This window comes from Paraburkholderia sp. FT54 (genome assembly GCF_031585635.1).
In the GTDB taxonomy this organism is placed as follows: domain Bacteria; phylum Pseudomonadota; class Gammaproteobacteria; order Burkholderiales; family Burkholderiaceae; genus Paraburkholderia.
In genome coordinates this window covers 1,256,375-1,278,939 of the sequence record NZ_CP134195.1, presented here as the reverse complement: position 1 = coordinate 1,278,939, position 22,565 = coordinate 1,256,375, and the positions used below count along the sequence as shown (strand labels likewise).

The window sequence follows — 22,565 nt, the reverse complement described above, 5'->3', positions numbered from 1 at the left end:
ATCAGTCTCCTTTCGCGCGGACGACGCGTTGTTCGATGCGTTTTTCCGGATGCGCATTGAGCACGATGCGCTGCACGAAGATGCCAGGCGTATGGATCGCGTCCGGATCGAGTTCGCCCACTTCGACGATCTCTTCGACCTCTGCGACCGTGATCTTGCCGGCCATCGCGCACATCGGGTTGAAGTTGCGCGCGGTGCGGCGGTAGATCAGGTTGCCCGATTTGTCGGCCTTCCACGCCTTCACCAAAGCGACGTCAGCCGTCAGCGAGTGTTCGAGCACGTAGTGGTTTTCGCCGAACTGGCGGGTTTCCTTGCCTTCGGCGATCAGCGTGCCGTAGCCGGTATTGGTGAAGAACGCCGGAATGCCCGAACCGCCCGCGCGCAGCTTCTCGGCGAGCGTGCCTTGCGGCGTGAATTCGAGCTCGAGTTCGCCGGCCAGATACTGGCGTTCGAACTCCTTGTTCTCGCCGACATACGACGAGATCATCTTCTTGACCTGGCGCGTTTCGAGCAGCAGACCGAGGCCGAAACCGTCGACGCCCGCATTGTTGCTGATGCAGGTGATGCCCTGCACCTTCGAATCGCGCAGCGCGCCGATCAGCGCCTCCGGAATGCCGCACAGCCCGAAGCCGCCGACGGCAAACGTCTGCCCGTCCTTGACGATGTCTTTCAGCGCCTCGGCGGCGCCTGGATAGACCTTGTTCATCAGTATGTCCCTTCCTTTATGGAAACCCGAATTCGGATCGTTGCGACTGGTATGACGTTCTGCGGGCACAAGCCCGACACGTCATTCTAGTCATCCCCGGCAGGCCGTGCGTCCAGGTTTCCCCGCACTTCGTGCAGACGCCCGCCGCGGACGGCTTCGCCGCGTTGTCATGTGCTCGCAAGAGTACGCTGGGCGCGCCATGCGGCACAATACGCAAAAATACATAAGTACTTGCCGCTAGCCCATGCCCGCACTGGATTATCAAACCGCGTTCCACCTCGCTCCGATCGGACTCGTGTTGTCGCGCGAACGGATTATCGAAGACTGCAACGACGAGCTCGCGTCGATTTTCGGCTGCGCGCGCGAATCGCTGCTAGGCCAGTCGTTCCAGGTCCTGTATCCGTCGACGGACGAGTTCGAACGGATCGGCGCGCGGATTCCGCCGATCATGACAGCGCACGGCAGCTACACGGACGACCGCATCATGAAGCGGGCCAACGGCGAATTGTTCTGGTGCCACGTGACGGGCCGCGCGCAGGAACGCGCCGACCCGCACGCAGCGGGCATCTGGACCTTCGAGGATTTGAGCGCGACGCGGCGCGTGGCGGTCGAACTGACACCGCGCGAACGCGAAATCGCCGCGCAGCTGGCGACGGGAAAAACCAGCAAGCAGATCGGCCGGGTGCTGGATATCAGCCCGCGCACGGTCGATGTCTACCGGGCGCGGCTGATGCGCAAATACGATACGAGCAACGCAACGGAGTTATTGCAGCGGCTGCTCGGACATTGAAGACGCCCCCAGGCAAACCCGGGGTTCGTTCATCTTCCGCCGCTCAGGCCGCCTTGACCAGCGCGGCGCGCTCGATGGTTGCACGCAGCATGTCAGGCACCGGCACCGACTTGCCGGCCGCATAGTCGATCCATACGCAGCGTGCGGCGCCGCGCGCATAGACAGTATTCGGATCGTCGGCGCGCACCAGCTCGAAACCGGTGTCGAAGCTGCTGCGGCCGGGCGTGGCCACCGTCATCCGGCCAATTACGTCGCCGGGATAGTGCAGTTGCTTGAGAAACTCCATCGACGCATTGACGATCACCGGCCCCTGGCCGTCGGCGTTGCTGCCAGCCAGGCCCAGTTGTTCGAACCAGGAAATCCGCACCTGCTCCATGTAGCGGAAATAGACCGTGTTGTTCACATGGCCGAAGGCGTCCATGTCGCCCCAGCGGATCGGCATCGACATCTCGAAAACTGCGTGAAAATCGCTCATCGTACTTCTTTATCGGGTTGAAATCAGCTTGAAACCGGCGCGTGGACCGGCGTAGAGGTAAACAACAACATAGCGCGCGCCTACAGACGGCGCATAGGCCGCAGCGCGTAAAACAGTTTCTTCGGACGGGCGCTAATCCGGCGCGCGCGACCTGGAACGCGAGCGCCGGTTGCGCCGTCTTGCGCTCAGCAGAGCCCGAATCCGTCGTCGGCGGCGATTACCGAGCCGTTGATGAACTGCGATTCGTCCGCCGCGAGCAGCAGCAGGAGCCCGTCGAGATCCTCCGGTTTGCCGACGCGGTGACGCGGCAGCATCGACACGAGCTTCTGCCCTTGCTCCGTCGACCAGTGATGGTGGTTGATCTCTGTGTCGATATAGCCCGGGCAGATCGCGTTCACGTTGATGCCGTGCTTGCCCCATTCCAGCGCCATGGCTTTCGTCATATGCACGACGGCCGCCTTGCTGATCGAATACAGACCGATCTGCGGCAGCACCCGCAAGCCGGCCATCGACGCGATATTGATGATCCGGTACGACGGTTTCTGCGCGTTGTTGCCGCGCATGATCATGCGCTTGGCGACTTCCTGGGCCACGAAGAACGCGCCGCGCGTGTTGGTATCGAACACGTATTCGAAGTCGGCGGGCGTGACCTCCGAGAGCTTCTGCGTGGTCGATACGCCCGAATTGTTCACGAGGATGTCGATCGTGCCGGCCTCGGTTTCCGCGTGGGCGACAGCGGACTTGATGCTCTGGTAATCGGTCACGTCGAGCGAAACGACGTGCGCCGCGCCGCCCGACGCCTCGATCTCGGCCCGCAATTCCTTCAGCCGCTCGGTCCGCCGGCTCGCCAGCACGACCTTGGCGCCCGCCTGCGACAACACTTGAGCAAAGCGCTTTCCCAACCCGCTCGAGGCGCCGGTGATCAGCGCAACCTTGCCTTCCAGATTGATCGAACGGCCCATTGTCGTTCCTTGTTCGGTTGTTGTTGCAGATGCGGTTGACGGGTGCGGTAAGACCGTCACTACGGGTCATACCGTATCATAAAAATAGAACGGTCGTGCTAATCTGTGCTCATCTGGTTGCAGTGCGGGTGTGCATCGCCCACAATACGAACCCGAAAAAAGCATTCTAACGGTAAGAGGAGCATCAATGACCCCCGCAAGTCTCATTGAGCAGTACGGCCCACGCGAGTCGATGGAATACGACGTCGTGATCGTCGGCGGCGGCCCGGCTGGCCTGTCCGCGGCGATCCGCCTGAAGCAGCTGGCGGCGAAGAAAGGCGTCGAGCTTGGCGTGTGCGTACTGGAAAAAGGCTCGGAGATCGGGGCTCATATCCTCTCGGGCGCGGTGATGGATCCGCGCGCTCTGAACGAGCTGATTCCCGACTGGAAGGAAAAGGGCGCGCCTTTGGACGTTGAGGTGACGGAAGACCGCTTCCTGTTCCTCACGGAAACCGGTTCGAGGAGCGTGCCGACCTGGGCGTTACCGGACAATTTCAAGAATCACGGTAACTATGTGATCAGCCTCGCGAACGTCACGCGCTGGCTGGGTCAGCAGGCTGAGGCGCTGGGTGTCGAGATTTTCCCGGGCTTTCCGGCCGCTGAAATCCTCTACAACGACGATGGCTCGGTCAAAGGCGTCGCCACCGGCAATCTCGGCATTGGCAAGGACGGTGAGCCGACCGAGAACTTCCAGCTCGGTATGGAACTGCACGCGAAATACACGCTGTTCTGCGAAGGCGCGCGTGGGCATCTCGGCCGTCAGCTGAACGATAAATTCCGGTTGCGCGAAGGCGCCGATCCACAGGTCTACGGGATCGGCATCAAGGAACTGTGGGAAATCGATCCGAGCAAGCACAAGCCGGGTCTGGTGATGCACACCGCTGGCTGGCCGCTGGAGAACGACACGTACGGCGGCTCGTTCCTGTATCACATGGATAACAACCAGGTGGTGGTGGGCTTCGTGGTGGGTCTGGGCTATACCAACCCGTACCTGTCGCCGTTCGAGGAATTCCAGCGCTACAAGACGCATCCGGCGATCCGCGCGGTGCTCGAAGGCGGCAAGCGTGTGTCGTATGGCGCGCGTGCAATCACGGCCGGCGGCCTGATGTCGCTGCCGAAGCTGGTGTTTCCGGGCGGCGCGCTGGTGGGCGACGACGCGGGCTTCCTGAACGCATCGCGGATCAAGGGTTCGCACGCGGCGATCAAGACCGGCATGCTGGCGGCCGAAGCCGCTTTTGAAGCCGTACAGGCAGGACGCACCAGCGACGAGCTCACCGCCTATCCGGAAAGCTTCAAGACCTCGTGGCTGCACACCGAACTGCATCGCGCGCGCAACTTCAAGCAGTGGATGAGCAAAGGCCTGTACCTCGGCACGCTGATGGTCGGCATCGAGCAGAAGCTGCTGGGCGGCAATGTGCCGTGGACGCTGCATCATCAGCATTCGGACCACGAGATGCTCAAGCCCGCGTCACAGTGCAAGCCGATCACGTATCCGAAGCCGGATGGCAAGCTGACGTTCGACCGCTTGTCGTCGGTGTTCATCTCGAACACGAATCACGAGGAAAACCAGCCGGCCCACCTGACGCTGAAAGATCCGTCCGTGCCGGTGAACGTGAACTGGCAGACCTATGCGGGTCCGGAATCGCGTTACTGCCCGGCGGCGGTGTATGAGTTCGTGAAGAACGACGACGGCAGCGAGCGTCTCGTGATCAACGCGCAAAACTGCGTGCATTGCAAGACCTGCGATATCAAGGACCCGACGCAGAACATCGTGTGGATGACGCCTGAGGGCGGCGGCGGGCCGAACTATCCGAACATGTGATCGATGCTTCACTTGCCTTTACAGCGCCTGCTTCCGAATGCCTGCGCTGTGAAGGCAAGAAATTCACCTCCGTCCTACCGCTTCGATCCGCTTCCTCACCTTCGCCACGACCGGCGCCCAGTCGCCGACGCCCGGCTGTCGAACCAGCTCGATCGAATCGTACCAGGCCGTCACCGGCGAGCCATCGCCCCAGAACCAGGCGGAGACGTGATCGATCATCAGGCAGGTCGGCACGCCGAGCGCCCCTGCCAGATGCGCCGGTCCGCTGTCGATCGTGACCACCAGATCCAGGTTCGCCAGCAACGCCGCAACGTCGTCGAACCCGGACTGAAAATGATGCGTCAGATCGACGACGTCGAGACCCTTGGCGCGCCACTGAGCGACCGTCTCTCCGCGACCCGGCGACAAAGCAAAATAGCTCACGCCGGGTACATTCAACATCGGTTCGATTTGCTCGACGGGCACCGAACGCCGCATGTCGCGAATATGGTCAGGATTGCCGTTCCACACCAACCCGACTTTGCGATTGCCTCGCTTGCCGCCCGTGTGCGCTTCAGTTCGCTCACGCCATATCTGCTCACGCGCCGGATCGGCGCTCAGGTACGGCGCGCCCCACCCCGTTGCGTCGAAAATACCGAGCCGCAGCGGCAGGCTCATCAGCCCGCAATGAAAATCAGGCTGCGTCTCCAGACTCGTTTCGAGCGGCAGATCGACGGGCAGCATCCGTTCGAATAAATGCCGCAACGGCCCGTCGTGACCGAAAATCACCCGACCGCCCTCGCGTCGCGCCCGCTCGGCCAGCAGCGGCAGAAAGCGCACCGCCCAGAGGCAGTCGCCATTGCCTTGCTCGCCGTAGACCACCAGTGTTTTACCGGCAAGCGATTCGCCCTGCCAATGCGCGCTGATCGACGCGAGCGCCTGCTGCGCGTTATTCAGTTCGCCCGCGGCAAACGCAATGCGCGACTCGTAATGCGCCCAGCCCTCGGCAAAACGTCCGCTGCGAATCTCGAGTTCCGACAGGTCGAACAACGCATGGGCGTTATGCGGCGAGAGCGTCAGTACGTGCCGCAGCGACGCCTCGGCCTCGCCGAACCGCGCCTGCTCCTTGATACACAACGCCAGCTTGTGAAGCGCCACCGGATTGCCGGGCACGACGCGCACGGCTTCGCGCAACAGCGCCTCGGCCGTGGCGAAGTCGTTGCGCTGCTGCACGGCCGCCGCCCGCCAGATCAGCGCATTGGCATCTTCGGCATCGCGCGAGAGCAGCAGCCCGGTGGCGGAGTCGACCAGCGCCCAATCGCGCAGCACGAAGGCCATTTGCGCGATCGTATGCAGCAGCGTGGGTTCGCAGGAAGGGTCGAGTTGGTAGCCGCGCACCAGCGCAGCAAGCGCCTCGCGCTGGCTCGCCTTGTCGCGGCCGGCTTGTTGCAGCAGCGCCCGGCCGAACACGACGCAATCGCCAGCGTTGGCATCAGGCGCAGCAGCACGTATGCGCAGGCCCGCGAGTTGGCTCGCTGACGGCCCGGAATTGAGATCGGTCATGGAGGTGGCACTGCCCGCGCAGAACGGCTACAGAGGCGCGTGATGCAGGCCCATTAAGGCGCGCTCGCTGCGATCTTCGGCGTGCTGACGGCCACGTCGCCGCATTGCGCGCGATGGCGCAGCGCGTGGTCGATCAGCACCAGCGCGAGCATGGATTCAGCGATCGGCGTGGCGCGAATGCCCACGCACGGGTCATGCCGTCCGAACGTTTCGACGATGACCGGTTGCCCCGCCTTGTCGATCGAGCGGCGCGGCGTGCGAATGCTCGAAGTCGGTTTGATCGCGATCGACACCGTCACGTCCTGTCCGGTCGAAATACCGCCGAGCACACCGCCCGCGTGATTGCCGACGAAGCCCTCCGGCGTCAATTCGTCGCCATGCACCGACCCACGTTGCGCGACGCTGGCGAAGCCCGCGCCGATCTCGACGCCCTTCACCGCGTTGATGCCCATCATGGCGTGCGCAATGTCCGCGTCGAGGCGGTCGAACAGTGGCTCGCCCAAGCCGACCGGCACGCCGGACGCCACGACGTTGATGCGCGCGCCGATCGAGTCGCCTTCCTTGCGCAGCGCGTCCACATACGCTTCGAGTTGCGGAACGATCTCCGCGTTGGGTGCGAAAAACGGGTTCTCGCGCACGTGCGCCCAGTCGACGAACGGCACGTCGATCTCGCCGAGCGCGGCCATGTAGCCGCGAATCTCGGTGCCGAACTTCTCGCGCAGCCACTTCTTGGCGACCGCGCCCGCGGCCACCGTCGGCGCCGTGAGACGGGCCGACGAACGGCCGCCGCCGCGATAGTCGCGAATGCCGTATTTCTGCCAGTAGGTGTAGTCGGCGTGGCCCGGGCGGAACGTGTCGGCGATGTTGCCGTAGTCCTTGCTGCGCTGGTCCGTGTTGCGGATCATGAGCGCGATCGGCGCGCCGGTGGTCTGGCCTTCGAACACGCCCGACAGAATCTCGACCTTGTCTTCTTCCTGGCGCTGCGTGACGTGGCGTGACGTGCCGGGCTTGCGGCGGTCGAGTTCGAACTGGATGTCGGCTTCGTTGAGCGCCATGCCCGGCGGGCAGCCGTCGATCACGCAGCCGATAGCGGGACCGTGCGATTCGCCGAAGGTCGTGACAGTGAAAAGCGTACCGAGCGTATTGCCGGACATGGGCGTCGTCCAAAGAAATGCGGGGAAAGCACTATTATGCCAGCCCCGTGGCGCGTGGACCGCGTCGTCCGGTGTTCTCGCCGATTGGCCAGGGTGTGCATGCATGGCCGCTTCCCGACGGATCACTCAGCTTGTCAGGACGCACGCGCCGGTTCACCGGTCGCGCGGGCATCGTTTCGTTTTCCGCGATGCGACTGCCGGGCTTCAGCGCTCGGGCCGCGCTACTTTCGCGCCCCGCGCAATTCGGTGACGATTTGCTGCAGCTTCTCCGGCGTCGCCAGCGCCGGCTCGATCGGCTCGCCTACCGCCAGCGTGAGACGGCTCATGACGCCCTTCTGGATCGGCCGCGGCCAGCGCGCGTCATTGGCGCGCGAAAACACGCTGCCCCACAGGCCGCGCAGCGCCATGGGGATGACCGGCGCCGGCGTGCGCCGGATGATCTCGGTCACGCCATGACGGAACGGATTCATGTCGCCGGTTCTGGTCAGCTTGCCCTCAGGGAAGATGCAGACCAGATCGCCCTCCGCAAGCGCCTGCGCACAGCGCTCATAGGCGCGCGTCAGCATCTGCGCGTCCTGATGCGCCGGTGCGATCGGAATCGCCTTGGCGTGACGGAACACCCAGCCGGCGAACGGCGTCCTGAAGATCTGGTGGTCCATCACGAAACGGATCGGCCGCGGGCTTTCGGCCATGATGACGATCGCGTCCACGAAGCTCACGTGGTTGCACACCAGCACGGCCGCGCCCTCCTCCGGAATCCGCTCGGCATGCACGAGGCGGATCCGGTAGAACGTGTGCACGAGCACCCAGGCGATGAAGCGCAGCAGAAACTCCGGCACCAGTGAGTAGATATAGGCCGCCACCACGATGTTGAGCAGCGCGGTGACAAGGAAAATCACCGGAATGCCGAAGCCCGCCGAGGTCAGAGCGACCGCCATCAGCGACGAGACGATCATGAATAGCGAATTCAGAATATTGTTCGCCGCGATGATGCGCGCACGGTGGCTCGGCTGGCTGCGGCTCTGGATCAGCGCATAGAGCGGCACGCTGTAAAAGCCGCCGAACATGGCGAGCAGGAACAGATCGGCCAGCACGCGCCAGTGCGCCGGCCGCACAATGAACTCGCCGACGCTCAGTAGATGCCCCGCGGGCGGCAACGCGTGGCTCGCGAAAAACAGATCGATCGCGAACACGCTCATGCCGATCGAGCCGAGCGGCACGAGGCCGATTTCGATGCGCCGCTTCGAGAGCTTTTCGCACATCAGCGAGCCGAGGCCGATGCCGATCGAGAAAGTGCCGAGCAGGACGGTCACGACGTCCGGGTCGGCGGACAGGACATTCTTCGCGAAGCTGAAGAACGACGACAGGAAGATCGCGCCGACGAACCACAACCAGGAAATGCCGAGCAGACTCAGAAACACGGTGCGGTTTTCGTGCGCCAGCTTCAGGTTGCGCCACGTCTCGCTGACCGGATTCCAGTTGATGCGCAGATCGGCCTGCGGCGCCGGCGTCGCAGGAACGAAGCTCGACACCACGCGCCCCACCAGCGCGATCGCGACGCACGCGCAGGCCAGCACCACCGCGCCGTGTTCGACGAAACCCGCGCCCGCGCCGCCGACGATCGTGCCGATCAGGATCGCCACGAAAGTGCCCATTTCGACCATGCCGTTGCCGCCCACCAGTTCCGCCTTCGACAGATGCTGCGGCAGATACGAATATTTGACCGGCCCGAACACGGTTGAGTGCACGCCCATCAGAAACGTGCACAGGTACAAAAGCGGCGCGCTATGCAGCCAGAAACCCGCGCCGCCGATCAGCATCACGACGATTTCGAAACTCTTGACGAAGCGCGTGAGCATCGCCTTGTCATACTTGTCGGCAATCTGGCCGGAAGTGGCGGACAGCAGCACGAACGGCAGAATGAAGATGGCCGAGATCAGGAACGCGGCCGTTTTCGGATCGACGCCTGAAAAGCGCGCCGCCTGATACGTGACGAGCGACGTGAAGCCGATCTTGAACACGTTGTCGTTCATCGCGCCGAGGAACTGGGTCCAGAAAAACGGCGCGAAACGGCGCTGCCCGAGCAGCCGGAACTGGGATTCGTGCGCCTCGTGTTGACGGGCGGGGCGGCGGGCGGCAGGTAACGGACGATCGCTCATGAAGTTCCGGAAACAGGCGAAAAGAGCAATAAAGGAGAAGGCGCCGCACGCGGGCGGTTCACGGAACGACGCGCGGCGCGGGACTGCACGCCGATTACCCGCGCTCGCACCGGCCTCGGCATCGAGCCGGCCTCGCAACCAGATACATGGCAGCACATGAAGCCGGACCCAGCGCGGGACACAAAAAAAGCGCACGCTTTCGCGCGCGCCTTGACTGTCTCTTCGCGCTCACGGCAACGGCTAACGCGTTGCGGCGAATCGCCGCGCATTAGCGCGCCGGCTGCTGGTCCTGCTGTTCTTCCGGCCAGTCGCGGATATAGGCCTTGAGCATGCGGTTTTCGAAGCCCTGCTCTTCGACCACCGCCTTGGCGACGTCGTAGAACGAGATCACGCCCATCAGCGTGCGGCTTTCCATCACCGGCAGATAACGCACGTGATGCTCGAGCATCATGCGACGCACTTCGTTGACGTCCGTTTCAGGCGTGCAGGTGAGCGGATGGTCGTCCATGACCTTGCGGATCGTGGAGGTGCCGACGCTGCCGCCGTTCTCGCTCAGCGTCAGAATGATTTCGCGGAACGTCAGCATGCCGACGAGGTCGCCGTACTCCATCACCACCAGCGAGCCGATGTCGTGCTCGGCCATGGCATTGACTGCGTCGTGCAGCGTGGTATCCGGCGTGACCGTGAAAAGGGTATTCCCTTTGACTTTGAGGATGTCGCTGACTCGCATGATATGTCTCCCGTAGTGCCCGCCAAGCTGGTAATGCATCGATGTTTTTCGATCCTAGCGGAAAGACCCATAAAAGAAAAGCAGCCCGCCCACCAAGGCACAGCGGGCGTTCGCAGGTTTGAAGCCGTGATTCTGAGCGTACGCGCATCGGGAAAACCGCGCTTGATGCGCCGCATGCCGGTGATAGGATGGCCGCCACTTTCACCATTCGCGAGGCCGTCCGTGGCCTCGCCGCCCACGATGTCCGCCAACCGTTTCGACACGCTTGCGCTGCACGCCGGCGCTGCTCCCGACCCGACAACCGGCGCGCGTGCCACGCCGATTTACCAGACTACCTCGTTTTCGTTCCGCGACTCGGACCACGCCGCGGCGCTCTTCAATATGGAGCGCGCCGGCCACGTCTATTCGCGCATCTCGAACCCGACCGTGGCCGTGTTCGAAGAACGCGTCGCCGCGCTGGAAAACGGCGCGGGCGCGATCGGCACGGCGAGCGGCCAGGCGGCCTTGCATCTGGCCATCGCCACGCTCATGGGCGCGGGCTCGCATATCGTCGCCTCCAGCGCGCTGTACGGCGGCTCGCACAATCTGCTGCACTACACGTTGCGGCGTTTCGGCATCGAGACGACCTTCGTCAAGCCCGGCGATCTCGACGCTTGGCGCGCCGCGCTGCGCCCGAACACGCGGCTGCTGTTCGGCGAGACGCTCGGCAATCCGGGCCTCGACGTGCTCGACATCGCCGCCGTGGCGCAGATCGCGCATGAGCACCGCGTGCCGCTGCTGGTCGACTCGACCTTCACCACGCCTTACCTGCTCAAACCGTTCGAACACGGCGCGGACTTCGTCTATCACTCGGCGACCAAATTTCTTGGCGGGCACGGCACGACGATCGGCGGCGTGCTGGTGGACGGCGGCACGTTCGATTTCGAGGCCTCCGGGCGTTTCCCCGAATTCACCGAGCCTTACGACGGCTTTCACGGCATGGTGTTCAGCGAGGAAAGCACCGTCGCGCCGTTCCTCCTGCGAGCGCGCCGCGAAGGCCTGCGCGACTTCGGCGCCTGCCTGCATCCGCAGGCCGCGTGGCAACTGCTGCAAGGCATCGAAACGCTGCCTTTGCGGATGGAACGGCACGTTGCCAATACGCGCCGCGTGGTGGAATTCCTCGCCGGTCACGCCGCGGTCGAAGCCGTTGCGTATCCGGAATTGCCGACGCACCCGGATCACGCGCTCGCGAAACGCCTGCTGCCGCGCGGCGCAGGCGCGGTGTTCAGCTTCAATCTGCGCGGCGACCGCGCCGCCGGACGCAGTTTCATCGAAGCGCTCTCGCTGTTCTCGCATCTCGCGAACGTGGGCGACGCGCGCTCGCTGGTGATTCATCCCGCGTCGACCACGCACTTTCGCATGGACGCCGCCGCGCTCGCCGCGGCCGGCATCGCCGAAGGCACGATCCGTCTCTCGATCGGCCTCGAAGATCCCGACGATTTGATCGACGACCTCAAGCGCGCGCTGAAGGCCGCACAGAAAGCGAGCGGTTCAAGCGCGCCGCAAAGTGGCGCACCCGGCGCGGTCGCTCAAGCTCGCCCGGAGTCCGCATGATCCTCACTGTTCAAGGCAAACCCACCTACGCCTACACCGGCGGCAAAGCGTTCGACGCGAGCCTGCCGACCGCCATGTTCATCCACGGCGCCGAGCACGATCACAGCGTGTGGGCGCTGCAAACCCGCTACTTCGCGCATCACGGTTTTGGCGTGCTGGCCGTGGATCTGCCCGGCCATTGCCGCAGTGGCGGCCCGGCGCTGAGCGCGGTGCCGGCCATGGCCGACTGGCTGGCCGCGCTGCTCGATGCCGCCGGCGTGCAACGCGCGTTCGTGGCCGGCCATAGCATGGGCTCGCTGATCGCGCTCGACTTCGCCGGCCGCTATCCGGAGCGGACGACACACCTCGCCCTGCTCGCCACGGCGATGCCGATGGCCGTCTCCGACGCATTGCTCGAGGCCGCCTTGCACCGCGAGCCCGATGCGATCGGCATGGTCAATCAATGGTCGCATTCGACCTTCGCGGCCAAACCGTCCTGCCCCGGTCCCGGCTTCTGGCTGCACGGCATGAACCAGCGGTTGATGGAGCGTGTCTCGGCACGCGGCGAGCCGAACCTGTTCCACACCGACTTCACCGCCTGCAACGCCTACGCGGACGGCCTCACCCGCGCCGGGCAGGTGCGCTGTGCCACACGGCTGATTGTGGGCCGGCGCGACGCAATGACGCCGCCGCGCGCGGCCAAAGCGCTCGCGGGCGCCCTGGCGCAAGCCGGCGTACCGGTCGACACGATCACGCTCGAAGCCGGCCACGCGCTCATGACCGAGCAACCGGACGCCACGCTCGACGCCCTCTTCAGCTTCGCTTCCAAAGCGCCCCGCGAGGTCTGATAAACGTTGCGAGCCATCACGATAACCGCGTGAGGAGCGGCGCGCCATCGGCCGAATGGCCAGGTTGCGCGCGCTGCCCGATAGCCGCACAATGGATCAAGCCTGTCCTGTTTCGAGCGCGTGCGTCCAGCATGCCGGCGCGCACCGAAGCATCGAGAAGCGTCGCAATCCGGAGGCCGTGATGGCTCACACCGCGCACACCGATCACTTCGCGAGTTTTGCGGAGTTCTATCCGTACTACCTGAGCGAGCATCGCAACACAGTCTCGCGGCGGCTGCATTTCGTGGGATCGCTCGGCGTCATCGGCTGTCTCGCCATGGCGCTCGCCACCGGCGACTGGCTATGGCTGCCCGCTGCCGTGATCTGCGGATACGGCTTTGCCTGGGTCGGACATTTCTTCTTCGAGAAGAACCGGCCGGCTACCTTCCGCCATCCGCTTTACAGCCTGATGGGCGACTGGGTGATGTTCAAGGACATCTGTGTCGGGAAGATTTCGTTGTAGCAAGGCGGTAGTTTCGCCGCCGACCGGGCTCTGCGTCTCTGCCCGCATCGAGCCACATCTACCCGCGTCAAGCCGCCTGATGCGGCATGGAAGGCGTACCGGTTTCGCTGCTGGCGGCACGCGACGCGCGAGCGGCTCGCGCCGCCAGCAACGTAGCGAGCGTGACTTTCAGCTTGTCGTTTTCCAATGCCGCCAGCAGCATCTGGCCATCCACGCGGGTTGACGCCAGCTGGAGCTGATACTCGAGCTCCGCGCGGTCGATCACGAACAGTTCGAACATGCGCTCGACCGTGATCTGCGCGGGGTTCGCCAGCAGAAGGAAATGCGGACGCATGCCGTCCTCCTGCAAGCGCGCGATCCACTCGATCTCCTCGAGCTTCTGCAGCAGGTTGATCGTGGTGTCCATATCGCGACGAAGCATCCGCGAAAGTTCGGGTACGGTATAGCCGCGCTTGCCCGCTTCGCGTGCTTCCGAGAGCCGCGCGAGCAGTTCGAGCGAGTCGAACAGATTGCTGCCCTCGAAGGTGGGCCGGTGAAACTGGCCGATGCGAATGGCCGGCAACGCGGACGCGATCATCGCGCCCGCAAGCGTGATGAACCAGCACAGGTACATCCACACCAGGAACAGCGGCACGGCCGCGAACGCGCCGTACACCGCGGTGTAGGTCGGAATCCGCCGCACGTAATAGCCGAAACCGCGCTTCGCGAGCTCGAAGGCGATCGCCGCGGTCACGCCGCCGATCACCGCGTCGCGCCACTCCACGCGGCAATTCGGCAAGTAGACGTAGAGAATCGTGAAGGCGAGCGCGGTGAGCGGCAACGCGGCGCCGGCGAGCGCCCACTCGATGACCGGCGTCATGCGTTGCGCCGCCGTGAAGGTCATGGACTGCGTGAACAGGTACGATGAAATCGACAGGCTCACGCCGATCAGGATCGGGCCGAGCGTGATGATCGCCCAATACACCAGAATGCGCTGCGCGATCGGCCGCGCCTTGCGCACGCGCCAGATCACGTTGAAGGCGGACTCGACCGTCATCATTGTCATCACGGCGGTGACGAACAGAAAAATCATGCCGATGGTCGTCAGCCCCTTCGCCTTCGAAGCGAACTGGTTCAGATAATTGAAAATCTGACTGTTGAGCTGCGCCGGCATCAGATGATCGGCAAGAAAAATCTGCAGCGACATCTGAAACGAAGCAAAGATCGGAAACGCGGTGAACAATGCGAACGCGACCGTGGCGAGCGGCACGAGCGAGAGCATGGTGGTGAACGTGAGGCTACCGGCCACCTGCGGAATGCGGTCTTCGCTGCTGCGCTGCGCGGCAAATTGCGCGAGCCGTTTGAGCGTGTCGAGATCGAAACGCACCCTGGACAACAAACCCCACCTCCTTGCTTCGTGTACCGGTGTTTCAGGACCGCGCGCGAGACCTGGCCGAATGGCTATGGGTGGCCTGTGGAGCGGACCCAGCCCCTATAATACCCGTTCACCGATGAGGCCTATGAAAGACATTCTCGTGCTCTATTACAGCCGTCACGGCGCCACGCGCGAGCTCGCGCTGGCGATCGCGCATGGCGTCGACAGCGTCCCCGGCATGCAGGCGCGCGTGCGCACCGTGCCGGCGGTGTCCACCGTCTGCGAAGCAACCCAGCCCGACATTCCCGCCGAAGGCCCGCCCTACGTCGAACTGCGCGACCTCGAAGAATGCGCCGGTCTGGCGCTCGGTTCGCCTACGCGCTTCGGCAACATGGCTGCGTCGCTCAAATATTTTCTCGACGGCACCACGCCACAGTGGCTTTCCGGCGCCCTCTCCGGCAAGCCCGCGTGCGTGTTCACGTCCACCGGCAGTTTGCACGGCGGCCAGGAATCCACGCTGCTCTCCATGATGCTGCCGCTTCTGCATCACGGCATGCTGATCGTCGGCATTCCGTACACCGAGAGCGCGCTGAGCACCACGCAAACCGGCGGCACGCCCTACGGCGCGTCGCATTTCGCGCGCGCGGGCAGCGCCGAACACGGCATCTCCGCGGACGAGAAGACGCTCGCCATCGCGCTCGGCGCACGCGTCGCGCGCACAGCGGCATCCATGAGTGAAAGGCCGTGAACGAGCCGCACGCCCAACCCGACGCCACGTCGGGCGCCGACACCGCAACGCGCGCACCCATGACCGCACACGCCATGCTCGTGCCACGAAATCGCGCCGCCGCGCTCGGCGCCACCACTGCCCTGGTGGCGCTGATCGCCCTGTCCGTCGCGTGGGAATGGTGGCTTGCGCCGCTGCGTCCCGGCGGTTCGGCGCTCGTGCTCAAGGCCATACCGCTGCTGCTCGCGCTGCCGGGCGTCTGGCGGCGCCGGCTTTATACGCTGCAATGGGCGTCGATGCTGATCCTGCTGTATTTTGCCGAAGGCATTGTGCGCGGCTGGAGCGAGCGCGCGCTGAGCGCCGGTCTTGGCTGGCTGGAAGCCGCGCTCTCCGTGGTCTTTTTCATCTGCGCGCTGGCGTATGTCGCGCCCTTCAAACGCGCGGCGAAGCGGGCTGCAAAGCAGGCCGCAACCGCAACGGCAAACCAGGCCGCAACCCAAGCCAACACGTCCGGCTGACACAAAAACTCTGCCTCACCCGAATTTCCGCCCGAACACGCTGACCGACCGACATGACCCAAACCGCTTTTCTCGCCGCCTGCCGCGACGCCATCGGCGCCGCGCAGGTGCTGACCGATCCGCACGACATTGCCCCGTACCTGACCGACTGGCGCCGGCGCTACACCGGCGCGGCATGTGCGGTGCTCTGCCCGGCCACGCCTGATCAGGTCGCGGCGCTCGTGAAGCTCGCCGTCGAACATCGCATCGCGCTGGTCCCGCAAGGCGGCAACACGGGTCTCGCCGGCGGCGCCACGCCGGACGCAAGCGGCGCGCAGGCGGTCATCAGCTTGCGGCGTCTGAATCGGGTGCGCGACATCGATCCGCACAACAATACGATCACAGTCGAAGCCGGCGTGATTCTCGCCGAAGTGCAAAAGCATGCCGCGGAAGCCGGCCGTCTGTTCCCCTTGAGCCTTGCCGCCGAAGGCAGTTGCACGATCGGCGGCAATCTCGCCACCAATGCCGGCGGCACCGGCGTGCTCCGCTACGGCAACACGCGCGAGTTGTGCCTCGGCCTCGAAGTCGTCACGCCGCAAGGCGAACTGTGGGACGGCCTGCGCGGACTGCGCAAGGACAACACCGGCTACGATCTGCGCGACCTGTTCATCGGCGCGGAAGGCACGCTCGGCATCATCACCGCCGCCGTGCTCAAGTTGCATCCGCAACCGGCTGCGCGCGTCACGGCGCTCGCAGCACTCGCGTCGCCGCACGCCGCGCTCGATTTTCTGTCGCTCACGCAGCGCATCGCCGGGCCGCTTCTGACCGGTTTCGAATTGATGTCGGATTTCTGCCTGCGCCTCGTCGGCCGGCATTTCGAGCAGATGCGCTATCCGTTCGCGGAGCCGCACGCGCAAGTCGTGCTGCTCGAACTGTCGGACAGCGAAAGCGAGCAGCACGCGCGCGGGCTGTTCGAGCGTCTGATGGAAACGGCGCTCGAAGCGGGTCTCGTGCAAGACGCGGTGGTCGCGGAAAATCTCGGCCAGTCGCGCGCGTTCTGGAATCTGCGCGAACACATTCCGCTCGCTCAGGCCGAGGAAGGCCTGAACATCAAGCACGATATCGCGGTGCCGATTTCGCGCATCGGCCACTTCATCGAGGAAACCGACGCGGCCATCGCGCAGGCCGTGCCCGGCGCGCGCATGGTGACGTTCGGTCATCTCGGCGACGGCAACCTGCACTACAACGTGCAGGCGCCCGAGGGCGGCGACGCGAAAGCGTTCCTCGCGCAATACCAGAGCCCGATCAACCAGATCGTCTACGACAGCGTGCACCGGCATCGCGGCAGCATTAGCGCGGAACACGGGCTCGGCCAGTTGAAGATCGACGAGGCGATGCACTACAAGCAGGAGGTCGAGGTGCAGTTGATGCGCGCCGTCAAACGTGCGCTCGATCCGCTGAATCTGATGAATCCGGGCAAGGTGCTACGCTAGCGTCTGATGCTCCGCGCTCCCCTGCGGAGCCCCTTGCAGGAGTCGTGGCCGTGAAGATTCGAGTGCTGTCCGATCTGCATCTGGAGAACGACGAGCCCGAGCTGATCCCGCATGCGCAGGCGGATCTGATCGTGCTGGCCGGCGACATCCACAATCACGCGGCCGGACCGCGCTGGGCCGCGCAGACTTTCGACGGCGCCGTCCCGGTGGTCTACGTGCCCGGCAATCACGAGTACTACGACGGCGAGTTCGGCGCGCTCGACGCCGCGCTCTACGACGCGGCCGCGCAGGTCGACAACGTGCACGTGCTGAACAACGCCGCGCTGGTCGACCCGCAAGGCCAGTGGCGCGTGCTCGGCACGACCTTGTGGACCGACTTCGCGTTATACGGAATCGATCCGGACACGCTCGCCGAGTCGATCGAAGCGTCGCGCCGGGTCATGCTCGATTTCCGCGGGCTGATCCAGATGAACTGGCCGCACGACACCCACGACGCCACGCGCGATTTCACGCCCGACGACTCGCTCGCGCTCCATCGGCAAGCGCGCGCCTGGCTCGAAGGCGAACTCGCCAAACCGTTCGGCGGCAAGACGATTGTCGTCACGCATCACGCGCCGCATCGGCTGAGTCTGGCCGAGCGTTATGCGGAAGACCTCGTGTCGGCGGGCTTCGTCAATCACTTGCCGGACCTCGTGGGGCCGCCTGTCTCGCTGTGGATTCATGGGCATACGCATACGCCGTTCGACTACAGCGTGAACGGCACGCGCGTGGTCTGCAACCCGCGCGGTTATCTCGACCGGCGCACCGGCCTGCTCGAAAATCCGCTTTTTGCATGGGATAAGGTCGTCGAGATCTAGCGGTCACTTGAGATGGCTTGGGTCGGCTTCGGCGCGGGTCAGTCGGCTTGAGTCGGCTTCGGCTTGAGTCGGTTGGCTTGGGTTGGCTCGGGACGCTCGGCCCGGTTGGCCGCGTTGGGGCTGATCTGGGTAGCGGGCCCGCACGGCAGGCACTACGCTGTTGAGGTTGTCGAATCGCGGTTACCGAACTGCGGTCGCAAAAAACCCAGGCGGGTCGTCTCCGGAGGTCGCTCATGTGTGGTCGAATCAGCCAGTACCGCGATCCGCATCTCTACGCCGAGCACCTCGGTCTCGCCGATCCGCTCATGCTCTTCGATGCCGCCGACCGCCGTCCCGGCTACAACCTCGCGCCCGGCACCCACCCGCTCGCCATCTATCCGGATCAAACGGTACACGCGATCCACTGGGGGTATTGCCCGGACTGGGCACGCGAACAGCATCTGCCGCAGACGATCAATGCGCGCGCGGATGCCGCGCCGAACGGGCGCTACTTCAAGGAACTGTGGAAAACCGGACGGGTTTTGGTACCGGCGGACGGGTGGTTCGAGTGGCGCACGGAAAGCGCGCCCGTGACCACTATCGCGGACAGCAAAGGCAGACTAGACGAGCCGCCGAGCCGCCAGCCCTACTTCGTGCATCTGAAGAGCGACTCGCCGATGTATCTGGCGGCGCTCTCGAGCGTGCGCGGCACTGAACCGCAAACGGAAGGCATGGGAATGGTGATCGTGACGGCCATCGCGGACGCGGGCCTCGTCGGTGTGCACGACCGCCGTCCACTCGCATTCGCGCCCGATGCGGCGCGGCGCTGGCTTGACCCGAAGCTGCCGCTCGACGAACTCGAGCAGTTGACGCGCAGCGCGGGCTTGGCGGCCGGGCGCTTTCGCTGGCATCGGGTGAGCCACGAGGTGGACCGCACGCTCAACGACGAGCCGGGTCTGATCGCGGCGGCGAACTGAATTTGAACGCCGGATGTGAGCGCGGAACGTGGACCGACCGCGACGCAGCAGGACGGAAGCGCCCGAGCGCCGCACTGAACTGACTGTAAGCGCCGGACGTCAGCCACGAAACGTCGGTCAACCGCGGCGCCTCCAGGACAGAAATAAACCTGCCCGCCAAAGTGGCGCCATGCCAAACCTCAACGATCGCGCCGCTGCCCCTGCAAATCCGGGCGCTCTACCTTGACCGGCACCAGTTGCGGCTGCTGTTCGCGCAGACGGCGGAGCAAATCGCGCGATGCGGCGATCCCGATCAAGCCAAACATGACGGCCACGCCAATCATCAGATGCGTATCCATGAATCCCTCGTCCTTCTGTTGTTGCGGTCTGCCGAACGGCGGCGAACTGGGCGCGTCCAGTGCAATACCGCAGCGCATGAACGACACGTTAGCAAATCGACCGCGCGGCAGAAGTAAGGAAATGTTGCGACGCCGCAGTTATGTAACAGGCGCTCGCGCCGTGCTGCCGCAAACCGTCGGCCATCGCCGCAACGCCCGCGCGGCGCGGCTTCAGGTGCGCGCGAACTCGCGCAACTCCTCCTGATCCGCGGCGAGCGTGGCCGGCAATTCGTCGCGCAAAAACTCAACCCACGTGCGGATCTTGGCATCCAGATATTGGCGGGACGGGTACAACGCGTACAGATTCATTTCCTGCGACGTGTATTCCGGCAGCAGCCACACCAGCTCGCCACTTCTCAAACCGCTGATCGCCGAGTAGATCGGAATCAGCCCGACCCCCATGCCGCTCGACACGGCCACCGCCATGGCTTCGGCCACGTTCACCTGAAAGGTGGTCGCGCCGAGAGCAATGGTTTCCTCGCCGTTCGGGCCGTCGAAGGTCCATCTGTCGGTTGGGAACACCGGTGTGACCATTTGCAGACACGCGTGGCGCGTGAGGTCCGCCGGCGTTTGCGGCACGCCGTGACGCTCCAGATAAGCCGGCGACGCGCACGCAATGCTGAACGCGCTGCCGAGCCGCTGCGACACCAGGCCCGAATCCGGCAGACCGGTGGCAAGCGTGAGCGACACGTCGAAGCCTTCGTCGAGCAGATCGGGCATGCGCTGCGCGAGCGTCAGTTCGATGTGCACGTCCGGATAGCGGTCCTGATAGCGGCCGACGGCCGGCACCACGTAGTGCTGGCCGAAACTCGTCATGGCGTGAACCTTCAGTTTGCCGGACGGACGGGCGTGGGCATCGCTCGCCTCGGCTTCCGCCTGATCCACGTACGCGAGGATCTGCTCGCAGCGCTGCAGGTAGCGTTCGCCGGCCTCGGTCAGCGCGATGCGGCGCGTGGTCCGGTTCAGGAGGCGCGTGCGCAGATGCGCTTCCAGATCGGAGACCGCGCGCGACGCATAGGCCGTGGTCGTATTCAAATGCTGCGCGGCGCCCGTGAAGCTGCCCGCTTCGACGACGCGGACAAATACGCGCATGTTTTGAAGCGTATCCATAACTTTCCCTTGTAAGCGGAAGCGATTGTTACACGATTCGCAAAGGCGATTGTCTCATATCGCGTAAAAATGCCTTGCATCTTTACCGGTTATTCCCCAATCAATCAAAAAATATAATGACGCACATGCTTCTATAGCCAATCTTGGAGGAAATCGTGCAGTCTCCGGTACAGAAAGGGATCGCCGCGACCGCGGTTCTTGCGATCCTATTAACAATCGCCGGCTGTGCAAGTACCGGAGGCGTCGCGCCGCAAGCGAGCGGAATCGAACCTGCTTCGCTCGACGCCGGCAACGCGATCCGCGCCGCCAACGCGGACGCTCAATGGCCCGCCGTCGACTGGTGGCGCGCCTATGGCGATCCGCAACTGAACCAGTGGATCGAAGATGCGCAGGCCGGCAACCCGAACCTCGCGGCCGCCCAGGCGCGCGTGCGCGAAGCGTTGTCGATGGCGGGCGTCGCCCGTTCGGCGTTGTCGCCGCAAGTCAACGGCAGCCTGTCGATCCAGCGCCAGAAGTGGGCCGACAACGTCTACTACGGCCCGGGCCCGCTCGCGGGCGAGCAATCGTGGAACAACACCGCCACGCTCGGCCTGTCGTATCACCTCGACATCTGGGGCAAGGACAGGAACGCCGCCGAGCGCGCGCTCGACGCCGCCCACGCGAGCGCTGCCGACGCGCGCGCCGCCCAGCTCGAACTGGAAGGCAACGTGGTGCGCACGTACATCGAGATGTCGCTGAACTACGCGCTGCTCGACATCGCCAAGGCCACCTTGCAGCAACAGCAGCAGATCGTGGATCTGGCCAACCGCCGTCTGAAAGGCGGCATCGGCACACAACTCGAAGTGAGCCAGGCCGAAACGCCGCTGCCGGAATACGAGCGCCAGATCGACGAAATCGAAGAGAAGATCGCGCTCGGTCGCAATCAGCTGGCCGCGCTGGCCGGCAAAGGTCCGGGCGCGGGCGATTCGATCCAGCGCCCGACGCTATCGCTGAACACGCCGGCCGGACTGCCGAGCGCGTTGCCCGCGGACCTGATCGGCCATCGCCCGGACGTGGTCGCGGCGCGCTGGACGGTCGCGGCGCAAGCGCGCGGCATCGATGTCGCCAAGGCCGACTTCTACCCTGACATCAACCTGCTGGCGTCGATCGGCGGCTATGCGGCGATGGGGCCGCTGTTCCAGTTTCTGAAGAACCCGTCGCATAGCTGGAGCGCGGGGCCGGCGCTGTCGCTGCCGATTCTCGACGGCGGACGGTTGCGTTCGCAACTCGGCGCGGCGTCGGCGGGCTATGACGAAGCCGTCGAGGGCTATAACCAGTCGATTGTCGGCGCGCTCAAGGACATCTCCGATCAGGTGATCCGGATCCGCTCGCTTGCCACGCAGGCCGACGACGCCGACCGTTCGGTCGCGGCCGCTCGCAAGAACTACGACCTGGCGCGCGAAGGTTATCGGCGCGGGCTGACCGATTACCTGAACGTGCTGATCGCGCAAAACCAGTTGCTGCACGCGCAGGAAGGCGTCGCGAAGATTCAGGCCGAACGGCTGGGCGCGCATGCGTCGCTGGTCACCGCGTTGGGCGGCGGTCTCGACGACCCGGCTAATGGTCCGCAGGCGAATGAGACACTGCCGGCGCATGGCAAAGGCAAAGCGGCAACGGCGGGCTCGAACACTGGAGCCGTGCCCGCGAACGCGACGGCAAAAGTCGAGTCGGCTGGCCGCCCGGATAAAGCCGCACCGGCCACCGCTTACACAGACCGCGCGCGGAACGCCAGGCCGAGCGCCATGAAACCGTCGCCCGCTGCTGCCAGCGGTGCGAACGCTAGCGCAATGAGCGCAGTAACGGCCACTTCGGTCCCGGCCGCCGCTGCCCTGCCCGCCAAGTCAGGAAGCTGAC

Annotated in this window: 21 protein-coding genes; 11 read left to right on the top strand and 10 right to left on the bottom strand. The window is 64.6% G+C overall.

Annotation, left to right across the window (positions count from 1 at the left end):
* Window position 1: 1 nt before the first annotated feature.
* Window positions 2-706, bottom strand: a complete 705-nt coding sequence (locus RI103_RS05945; RefSeq protein ID WP_028200192.1) for a CoA transferase subunit A — start codon at window positions 704-706, stop codon at window positions 2-4.
* A 244-nt stretch (window positions 707-950) separates the two neighbouring features.
* Here RI103_RS05945 and RI103_RS05940 point away from each other — a divergent pair, with 244 nt between their 5' ends.
* Entirely contained in the window at window positions 951-1,496 is a 546-nt protein-coding gene (locus RI103_RS05940) for a PAS and helix-turn-helix domain-containing protein (RefSeq protein ID WP_310814445.1), read from the top strand.
* Window positions 1,497-1,539: 43 nt separating this feature from the next.
* Here RI103_RS05940 and RI103_RS05935 read toward each other — a convergent pair whose 3' ends face one another.
* Entirely contained in the window at window positions 1,540-1,971 is a 432-nt protein-coding gene (locus RI103_RS05935; protein WP_310814444.1) for a thioesterase family protein, read from the bottom strand.
* Window positions 1,972-2,156: 185 nt separating this feature from the next.
* On the bottom strand, window positions 2,157-2,933 hold the full coding sequence (locus RI103_RS05930) for an SDR family oxidoreductase (RefSeq protein ID WP_310814443.1): 777 nt from the start codon (window positions 2,931-2,933) through the stop codon (window positions 2,157-2,159).
* Window positions 2,934-3,120: 187 nt separating this feature from the next.
* Here RI103_RS05930 and RI103_RS05925 point away from each other — a divergent pair, with 187 nt between their 5' ends.
* Window positions 3,121-4,794: an electron transfer flavoprotein-ubiquinone oxidoreductase gene (locus RI103_RS05925; protein WP_310814442.1), complete on the top strand. Its 1,674-nt coding sequence runs from the start codon at window positions 3,121-3,123 to the stop codon at window positions 4,792-4,794.
* Window positions 4,795-4,857: 63 nt separating this feature from the next.
* Here the strand turns inward: RI103_RS05925 and RI103_RS05920 are convergent, their stop codons facing one another.
* The 4 genes from RI103_RS05920 to RI103_RS05905 all read right to left on the bottom strand — a co-directional run bounded on the left by RI103_RS05920 (window position 4,858) and on the right by RI103_RS05905 (window position 10,379).
* On the bottom strand, window positions 4,858-6,336 hold the full coding sequence (locus RI103_RS05920) for a glycosyltransferase family 9 protein (protein ID WP_310814440.1): 1,479 nt from the start codon (window positions 6,334-6,336) through the stop codon (window positions 4,858-4,860).
* A 53-nt stretch (window positions 6,337-6,389) separates the two neighbouring features.
* Complete coding sequence (aroC, locus tag RI103_RS05915; RefSeq protein WP_310814439.1) at window positions 6,390-7,490, bottom strand: chorismate synthase; 1,101 nt, start codon at window positions 7,488-7,490, stop codon at window positions 6,390-6,392.
* Window positions 7,491-7,711: 221 nt separating this feature from the next.
* Window positions 7,712-9,649, bottom strand: a complete 1,938-nt coding sequence (locus tag RI103_RS05910; RefSeq protein ID WP_310814438.1) for an MFS transporter — start codon at window positions 9,647-9,649, stop codon at window positions 7,712-7,714.
* Window positions 9,650-9,917: 268 nt separating this feature from the next.
* Window positions 9,918-10,379 carry a CBS domain-containing protein gene (locus RI103_RS05905; protein WP_132373686.1) on the bottom strand — a complete coding sequence of 154 codons (462 nt, stop codon included), beginning with the start codon at window positions 10,377-10,379 and terminating at the stop codon, window positions 9,918-9,920.
* Between the two features lie 240 nt (window positions 10,380-10,619).
* Between RI103_RS05905 and RI103_RS05900 the strand changes: the two genes are divergently transcribed.
* The 3 genes from RI103_RS05900 to RI103_RS05890 all read left to right on the top strand — a co-directional run bounded on the left by RI103_RS05900 (window position 10,620) and on the right by RI103_RS05890 (window position 13,301).
* Window positions 10,620-11,972 carry an O-acetylhomoserine aminocarboxypropyltransferase gene (locus RI103_RS05900; protein WP_310815183.1) on the top strand — a complete coding sequence of 451 codons (1,353 nt, stop codon included), beginning with the start codon at window positions 10,620-10,622 and terminating at the stop codon, window positions 11,970-11,972.
* Window positions 11,969-12,799, top strand: coding sequence for an alpha/beta hydrolase (locus tag RI103_RS05895; protein ID WP_310814437.1), 831 nt, complete (start codon window positions 11,969-11,971; stop codon window positions 12,797-12,799). Before RI103_RS05900 ends, RI103_RS05895 begins: the two co-directional genes overlap by 4 nt.
* Before the next feature lie 181 nt (window positions 12,800-12,980).
* Complete coding sequence (locus RI103_RS05890) at window positions 12,981-13,301, top strand: Mpo1-like protein (protein WP_074282753.1); 321 nt, start codon at window positions 12,981-12,983, stop codon at window positions 13,299-13,301.
* A gap of 67 nt (window positions 13,302-13,368) precedes the next feature.
* Here RI103_RS05890 and RI103_RS05885 read toward each other — a convergent pair whose 3' ends face one another.
* The gene (locus tag RI103_RS05885; protein ID WP_310814435.1) at window positions 13,369-14,679 is read right to left on the bottom strand and encodes a YihY family inner membrane protein; all 1,311 of its coding nucleotides are present in this window, start codon (window positions 14,677-14,679) and stop codon (window positions 13,369-13,371) included.
* 121 nt (window positions 14,680-14,800) lie between these two features.
* On the opposite strand from RI103_RS05885, the gene wrbA reads away from it, so the two are divergent.
* From wrbA to RI103_RS05860, 5 genes are all read left to right on the top strand, one after another.
* Entirely contained in the window at window positions 14,801-15,403 is a 603-nt protein-coding gene (gene wrbA, locus RI103_RS05880) for an NAD(P)H:quinone oxidoreductase (protein ID WP_310814434.1), read from the top strand.
* On the top strand, window positions 15,400-15,900 hold the full coding sequence (locus RI103_RS05875; RefSeq protein ID WP_409076966.1) for a DUF2069 domain-containing protein: 501 nt from the start codon (window positions 15,400-15,402) through the stop codon (window positions 15,898-15,900). Before wrbA ends, RI103_RS05875 begins: the two co-directional genes overlap by 4 nt.
* Before the next feature lie 53 nt (window positions 15,901-15,953).
* A complete protein-coding gene (locus RI103_RS05870; protein ID WP_310814433.1) occupies window positions 15,954-17,372 on the top strand; it encodes an FAD-binding oxidoreductase in 1,419 nt (472 codons plus the stop codon).
* A 50-nt stretch (window positions 17,373-17,422) separates the two neighbouring features.
* Window positions 17,423-18,229, top strand: coding sequence for a metallophosphoesterase (locus tag RI103_RS05865; protein ID WP_310814432.1), 807 nt, complete (start codon window positions 17,423-17,425; stop codon window positions 18,227-18,229).
* Window positions 18,230-18,462: 233 nt separating this feature from the next.
* Window positions 18,463-19,185, top strand: a complete 723-nt coding sequence (locus RI103_RS05860; protein ID WP_310814431.1) for an SOS response-associated peptidase — start codon at window positions 18,463-18,465, stop codon at window positions 19,183-19,185.
* Between the two features lie 179 nt (window positions 19,186-19,364).
* On the opposite strand, the gene RI103_RS05855 is transcribed toward RI103_RS05860, so the two are convergent.
* Together RI103_RS05855 and RI103_RS05850 are read right to left on the bottom strand one after the other, a co-directional pair.
* Complete coding sequence (locus tag RI103_RS05855; protein ID WP_166679038.1) at window positions 19,365-19,523, bottom strand: hypothetical protein; 159 nt, start codon at window positions 19,521-19,523, stop codon at window positions 19,365-19,367.
* 210 nt (window positions 19,524-19,733) lie between these two features.
* Window positions 19,734-20,672, bottom strand: a complete 939-nt coding sequence (locus tag RI103_RS05850) for a LysR family transcriptional regulator (RefSeq protein ID WP_310814430.1) — start codon at window positions 20,670-20,672, stop codon at window positions 19,734-19,736.
* A gap of 155 nt (window positions 20,673-20,827) precedes the next feature.
* On the opposite strand from RI103_RS05850, the gene RI103_RS05845 reads away from it, so the two are divergent.
* Entirely contained in the window at window positions 20,828-22,564 is a 1,737-nt protein-coding gene (locus RI103_RS05845) for an efflux transporter outer membrane subunit (RefSeq protein ID WP_310814429.1), read from the top strand.
* Window position 22,565: the final 1 nt, after the last annotated feature.